Source organism: Caulobacter sp. B11 (assembly GCF_002737765.1).
GTDB lineage: Bacteria > Pseudomonadota > Alphaproteobacteria > Caulobacterales > Caulobacteraceae > Caulobacter.
In genome coordinates this window covers 1-5913 of the sequence record NZ_PEGG01000128.1, presented here as the reverse complement: position 1 = coordinate 5913, position 5913 = coordinate 1, and the positions used below count along the sequence as shown (strand labels likewise).

Annotated in this window: 7 protein-coding genes and 1 pseudogene; 7 read left to right on the top strand and 1 reads right to left on the bottom strand. The window is 66.1% G+C overall.

The features are described from left to right. The 3 genes and pseudogenes from CSW58_RS06680 to CSW58_RS06670 form a co-directional block, all read left to right on the top strand. Nucleotides 1–501 (top strand): annotated as a pseudogene (locus tag CSW58_RS06680) (peroxiredoxin); the annotation flags it as partial. 73 nt (nucleotides 502–574) lie between these two features. After that, on the top strand, nucleotides 575–1678 hold the full coding sequence (locus CSW58_RS06675) for an AraC family transcriptional regulator (RefSeq protein ID WP_099446764.1): 1104 nt from the start codon (nucleotides 575–577) through the stop codon (nucleotides 1676–1678). Between the two features lie 72 nt (nucleotides 1679–1750). Further along, entirely contained in the window at nucleotides 1751–2554 is an 804-nt protein-coding gene (locus CSW58_RS06670; protein WP_099446763.1) for a sterol desaturase family protein, read from the top strand. Here the strand turns inward: CSW58_RS06670 and CSW58_RS06665 are convergent. After that, nucleotides 2529–3182, bottom strand: coding sequence for a hypothetical protein (locus CSW58_RS06665; RefSeq protein ID WP_099446762.1), 654 nt, complete (start codon nucleotides 3180–3182; stop codon nucleotides 2529–2531). The two genes, CSW58_RS06670 and CSW58_RS06665, sit on opposite strands and share 26 nt — an antisense overlap. Before the next feature lie 275 nt (nucleotides 3183–3457). Between CSW58_RS06665 and rpsF the strand changes: the two genes are divergently transcribed. The 4 genes from rpsF to CSW58_RS06645 all read left to right on the top strand — a co-directional run. Further along, nucleotides 3458–3838, top strand: coding sequence for a 30S ribosomal protein S6 (rpsF, locus tag CSW58_RS06660; protein WP_099446761.1), 381 nt, complete (start codon nucleotides 3458–3460; stop codon nucleotides 3836–3838). A 15-nt stretch (nucleotides 3839–3853) separates the two neighbouring features. Continuing rightward, nucleotides 3854–4126, top strand: coding sequence for a 30S ribosomal protein S18 (gene rpsR / locus CSW58_RS06655; RefSeq protein WP_099446760.1), 273 nt, complete (start codon nucleotides 3854–3856; stop codon nucleotides 4124–4126). 13 nt (nucleotides 4127–4139) lie between these two features. Continuing rightward, the gene (gene rplI, locus CSW58_RS06650; RefSeq protein WP_099446759.1) at nucleotides 4140–4724 is read left to right on the top strand and encodes a 50S ribosomal protein L9; all 585 of its coding nucleotides are present in this window, start codon (nucleotides 4140–4142) and stop codon (nucleotides 4722–4724) included. A gap of 169 nt (nucleotides 4725–4893) precedes the next feature. Further along, nucleotides 4894–5913, top strand: a 1020-nt coding sequence (locus CSW58_RS06645; protein WP_148665638.1) for a TonB-dependent siderophore receptor, incomplete at its 3' end; no start/stop codon positions are given.

Here is a 5913-nt window from a genome sequence, read left to right as displayed (position 1 = left end):
TCCTCGTCCTGTCGGCCTCCCCGCGCTCGCCGCGCTGAAAGCGGGCGACAAGGCCCCCGACTTCAAGGCCAAGCGGCCCTGGCGGGCAAGGATTTCGCCTTCGACCTCGCCAAGGTCCGCAAGAAGGGGCCGGTGGTGCTCTACTTCTTCCCGGCCGCCTACACGTCCGGCTGCACCGCCGAGGCGCACGAGTTCGCCGAGGCCACGCCTGAATTCGAGAAGCTCGGCGCCACCGTGATCGGCGTCACGGCCGGCAATGTCGACAAGATCAAGGCCTTCTCCAAGGAGCACTGCCGGGACAAGTTCGCCGTCGCCGCCGCGCCTCCGGGCCTGATCAAGAGCTATGACGTGGCTATGCCGATGCCCGGCGGCTGGTCCAATCGCACGTCCTACGTCATCTCGCCCGAGGGCAAGATCCTGATGGCCTACACCGACGGCAACTTCGCGGGCCATGTCACCAAGACCATGGAGGCCGTGAGAGCCTTCAAGGCCGCAAAGTAGTTTCGGCCACAGCTTTTCGGTTTCGACCATCCTCGCGGCTGGCGCGTCGCGAGGATTTGGTCGATTTTGAGCCATGACGGATCCAATCCTCCTTGAGGGCATGGCGCGTGGCGTCGCGATCGGCGGCTTCGCCGCCACCGGCGCGGCCCTGGCCGCCAGCCGCAAACTGACTCCTGTGCGCTGGATCGGCGTCGCGTTTTTCGTCTGCGCCATCGCCCATGTGATCGACAGCTGGAGCGGCAGCCAGCACCCGAGTCTGCTGGCCTGGGCTCTGTCAGTGACCGGTACCGGCGTCTTCTGGCTGTTCGCCGTCAACCTGTTCGAGGACGAGCCGGCCCTGACGCCCTGGCGTTTCGCCCCGGTCGCCCTGATGTTCGGCTTCTGGCTGATCGGCGCCTTCGCCCCCGCTTCTGTCGGCCGCTGGTCCTGGCCAGTCTACGGAGTCACCTCGGTGGTCTTGGTGATCCACGTGCTCAGCATCGCCTGGCGCGGCTGGCGCGGGGATCTGGTTGACCAGAGGCGCCGGCTGCGCGCCCCTCTGGCGGCCGCCAGCGCAGGGTACGTCCTGGTGCAGGCGGCCTGCGATTTCGGCTGGTCCCTGAGCGCCGCGCCCTTTGACCCCGCCATGGTTCAAGCCCTTTCCCTGGCGGGGCTGAGCATCGCCACGGCCGTCGCCCTGCTTAGAGTGGAGCCGCTGCTGGTGGCGACGCCCGCCAGCGCCGGTCCGGCGATCGCCATGCCGACCGTCGAGGCCGGCGATCTCAGCCCGGCCGACCGCCTCGTCCTCAACCGCTTGAACCAGGCCATGGGCCAGGACGAGGTCTGGCGCGGGGAAGACCTGTCGATCGGCGCTCTGGCCGCCCTGGTCGGCGCGCCCGAACACCGGCTGCGTCGGCTGATCAATGGGACCCTGGGCCACCGAAACTTCGCCGACTACGTCAACAGCCGGCGCATCGCCGCCGCAAAGGAGGCCTTGTCGGATCCGAACCTGGCTCTCAAGCCGGTTTCGACGATCGCCTATGATCTTGGATTCGCGTCGCTGGGCCCCTTCAACCGCGCCTTCCGGGCCGCTGTCGGCGTCACCCCGACAGCCTGGCGGCAACAGGCCTGCGGCGCCCCCCGGCTGCGGCTGGTCGAAACCCGCGAACGCCCATTGAAATCCGACAAGTCCACCTGATTTCGCCATCGGCGCGACACCGGGACGATCATCTGGCGGGTTGGTGGTGAGCTGAACACCCCGGAGCCGTCCATGACCTTTCCCGACCTCGCCGATTTTCTGCATCAGTGGCTGCGCAACATGCAGGCCGATGTGCTGCGCTACCTGATCTTCTCGGTCGGGGTCTGGCTGACCCTGTGGGTCGTGATGGCCCGCGCCCTGGCCCACCGCAAGATACGTCCCGATCGACCGCCGCCGCGACAGATGCTGGTCGAACTGCTGGTCTCGATCCGGTCTGTGGCCATCTTTTCGACCTTTGGCCTGATCACCTTCGGCCTGTTCCGCGCCGGCCTTCTGCCCGGCCCCTATATCGCCCGTGAGCTGGGTCCCGTGTGGTTCTGGACCAGCCTGGTCCTGATGATCATCGGCCATGACGCCTGGTTCTATTGGACCCACCGCCTGATCCATGATCGGCGACTGTTCCGCGGGTTTCACCGACGCCATCACCGGTCGAACAATCCCTCGCCCTTCACGGCCTACAGCTTCGATCTCGGCGAGGCGGCGATCAATGCGCTGTTCGTGCCGCTGTGGATGATCACGGTTCCCACCCAGTGGCCGGTGGTGGGCCTGTTCGTTCTGCACCAGATCGCCCGCAACACCCTGGGGCACAGCGGCTACGAGCTATTCCCGGCCCGAAAGGACGGGCGACCGCTGCTGCCGTGGCTAACCAGCGTGACTCATCACGACCTGCATCACGCGCGGGCGGGCTATAATTACGGACTCTATTTCACCTGGTGGGACCAGCTGATGGGCACCGAGGACCCGACCTATCTGGAACGGTTCGCGCAGGCGGCGCGCCGAAAGGCGATCGCTAGAACCGGGCCTTCACCAGCCTGACCATGACGCGGCCGTCCTTGAGGCGGCCGGTCTGGGCTTCGCTGTCGGCGCGCAGGCTGACCGTGAATTCGGCCGGAAGATCGAAGGGCCGCGTCAGGCTGAAGTCGACGCCCTCGTCGCCAAGACTTCCGCCGCCGAACGAAATGGCCGCCAGGGAATGCCCATCAAGCGTCAGGGTCGAACGGACGCTGGCCCGCGCCAGAGGCGACTGATCGCGGAGCCAAAGGGTTTGGGCGGCGTCCATATCCATCGACACGCGGATATAGTTGGCGCGGGGCAGCAGCCCAAAGCCGAACGACCGCGCCAGGGATGACCGTATGGCGGCCTCCTTGTCATTCCAGGTCGCGCTCAAACCCACGGTCCGCCCCGACAGGACGCCATCCCGGGGCCTGTCGGCCAGGTTCAGGTCGAGATTATAGGTTGGATGCTCCGGGCTGCCCGCCACCTTGGCGGTGAACAGGGCCTTCTCGCCATCCGTCGACAGGTCCAGCGGCAAGGTGGCCGAATAGCCGGCAAGACGGCCATCTTCCGCCGAAACCGACAGCTTCGGAGGCTTGATCACCTCGGCAAGGGCCGGCGAGACGAGCCCGAACGTCGGGATCAGCAGGGAGGTAATAAGACGCCGCATCGGTCGCCGATAGCACGGCGCCGCGCGGGGCTAAAGGCCACCGGGCCCCGCCTGACCCGAAAGACGGGCGCCTGACCCCGACGACGCATTCCAGCCCGTCGCGAGGCTTGCTTGCCTAGGACCCGCCTTTGCTGTAGAAGCGCGCGCTCTCATGGAAGGCGGTCTTGCGCGCAGCCCTCACGGGTCGGGATTTCCCGCTTGTCGCGCCGGAACCATCGTGACTGACGGACTTCCGCCGTCGATCGCGCCGCCCTCCAAGCCGGAAGAAGGAAAACATGGCGTTCTACGAACACGTGGTCATCGCGCGGCAGGATATCTCGCCGCAACAGGCCGAAGCTCTGAATGAGCAAATCAAAGCCCTGATCGAAGAAGGCGGCGGTCACATCGCCAAGATCGAATACTGGGGCCTGCGCAACCTCACCTACCGCATCAAGAAGAACCGCAAGGGCCACTATTCCCTGCTCGCCATCGACGCTCCGGCGCCGGCGGTCAAGGAAGTCGAGCGCCAGCTGCTGATCAATGAAGACGTTCTGCGCTTCATGACCATCCGCGTGGAAGAGCTGGATCTGGAACTGTCGCCGGTTCTGGCCCGTCGTGACCGCGAACGTGGCGAGCGCTCCGAGCGCCCGCGCGAAGACTTCGCGCCGGCCGCGTAAGGGAGAAGAGAAATCATGACCGATACCACTGCTCCCGAAGCCGGCGCTCCCGCTGCCGGCGCCGCCCGCCGCCCGTTCTTCCGTCGCCGCAAGGTTTGCCCGTTCTCGGGCTCCAACGCGCCGAAGATCGACTACAAGGACGTCAAGCTCCTGCAGCGCTACGTTTCCGAGCGCGGCAAGATCGTGCCGTCGCGCATCACCGCGGTGTCGGCCAAGAAGCAACGCGAACTGGCCAAGGCCATCAAGCGCGCCCGCTTCCTGGCTCTGCTCCCCTACGTCGTGAAGTAAGGGAGATCCCACGATGAAAGTCATTCTGCTCGAACGCGTGGACGGCACCGGCGTCCTTGGCGACATCGTCACGGTGAAGGACGGCTTCGCCCGTAACTTCCTGCTGCCGCGCCACAAGGCCCTGCGCGCCAACTCCGCCAACCTGAAGAGCTTCGATGTTCAGCGCGCTGAAATCGAAGCCCGCAACGTCAAGAACCGCGAGACCGCCGGCGCCGCTGGCGATGCGCTCGACGGTACGCAATACGTGATGATCCGTCAGGCTGGCGAAAGCGGCCAGCTGTACGGTTCGGTCGCGGGTCGCGACGTCGCCGACGCCATCAAGGCCGGCGGCGGCAAGGTCGATCGTTCGATGATCGTGCTGGACAAGCCGATCAAGACGCTAGGCGTCCACGAAGTGAAGGTGAAGCTGCACGCTGAAGTGACCGTCACGGTCACCCTCAACATCGCGCGCAGCGCCGACGAAGCCGAGCGCCAGTCGCGCGGTGAAGACGTCGTCGCCGCTCAATTCGAGGAAGATCGCGCAGCCGACGCCGAAGCCGCCTCCGACATGGCGGCCGGTGGTGCTGGTTCGTTCGAAGGCGACCACTACGAGTCCTGATCCCTAACGGGATTGGAAGGACTGAAACGGCGCGGAGCAATCCGCGCCGTTTTTCTTTGACCGCCCCAACAAAAACTCAGTTTACGAAGCGTGCAGACGGGCGCTTCATCACCACTGGCAAAAAAACGAACGGGGCGCCAAGCCTCCGTGGCCAGAGGGAAAATACCGTATGTCCAGTCGCCATCTTCTGCTTGCCGCCGCCTCGGCGGGCGCCTTGCTTTGCACCGCCGGATTCGCCCAGGCCCAGACCACTCCTGACGAGTCCGAAGTCGATCAGGTGGTCGTCACCGGCACCCGCATCGCTGGCCGAACCCGGTTGGACACCCTGGCGCCGGTCGACGTGGTCAACGAAAAGGCCCTGACCCGCACGGGTACCACCGAACTGGCCCAATCGCTGTCGACCCTGGCCCCTTCAATCAACTTCCCGCGCCCGGCGATCACCGACGGCACCGACCACATCCGTCCCGCCACCTTGCGCGGCCTTTCGCCTGATCAGACCCTGGTTCTGGTCAACGGCACGCGTCGTCACGCCACCGCCCTGGTCAATGTCAACGGCTCGATCGGCCGAGGCTCGGCCGCCGTCGACCTGAACGCCATCCCGACCATCGCCCTGGACCGCGTCGAAGTCCTGCGCGACGGCGCCTCGGCCCAGTACGGTTCCGACGCCATCGCCGGCGTCATCAATCTTCGCCTGCGCGAAGCCCGTTCGGGCGGCGGGGCCTCGCTCAATGTCGGCCGCTACGCCACCAACGTGAAGACCGCTCGCAATACCGATGGTCGCGACGAGAATGACGGTCAGACCGTGACGATCTCGGGCTGGCAAGGCCTGCCCTTGGGCGCCGACGGCTTCCTGACCGTTTCGGCCGAGTATCGCGACCGTGAGCCGACCAGCCGCGGCGACATCGACGTTCGTGTCACGCCGGCCCGCATCACCTCGCGCTACGGCGACGCCGAGGTCACGGATTCGACGGTGTACCTGAACGCCGGCCTGCCGGTCAGCGACGCCATCACCGCCTATGGCTGGGCGGGCTATCAGAAGCGCGAGGGCGCCAGCGCGGCGTTCCCGCGTATCGTCGGCGATTCCCGCCAGGTTCCGGTCGCCTCGATCTATCCCAACGGCTTCCTGCCGATCATCGCCACGGACATCGCGGACTCGACCATCGCGGCCGGCCTCAAGGGCGACCTCGGC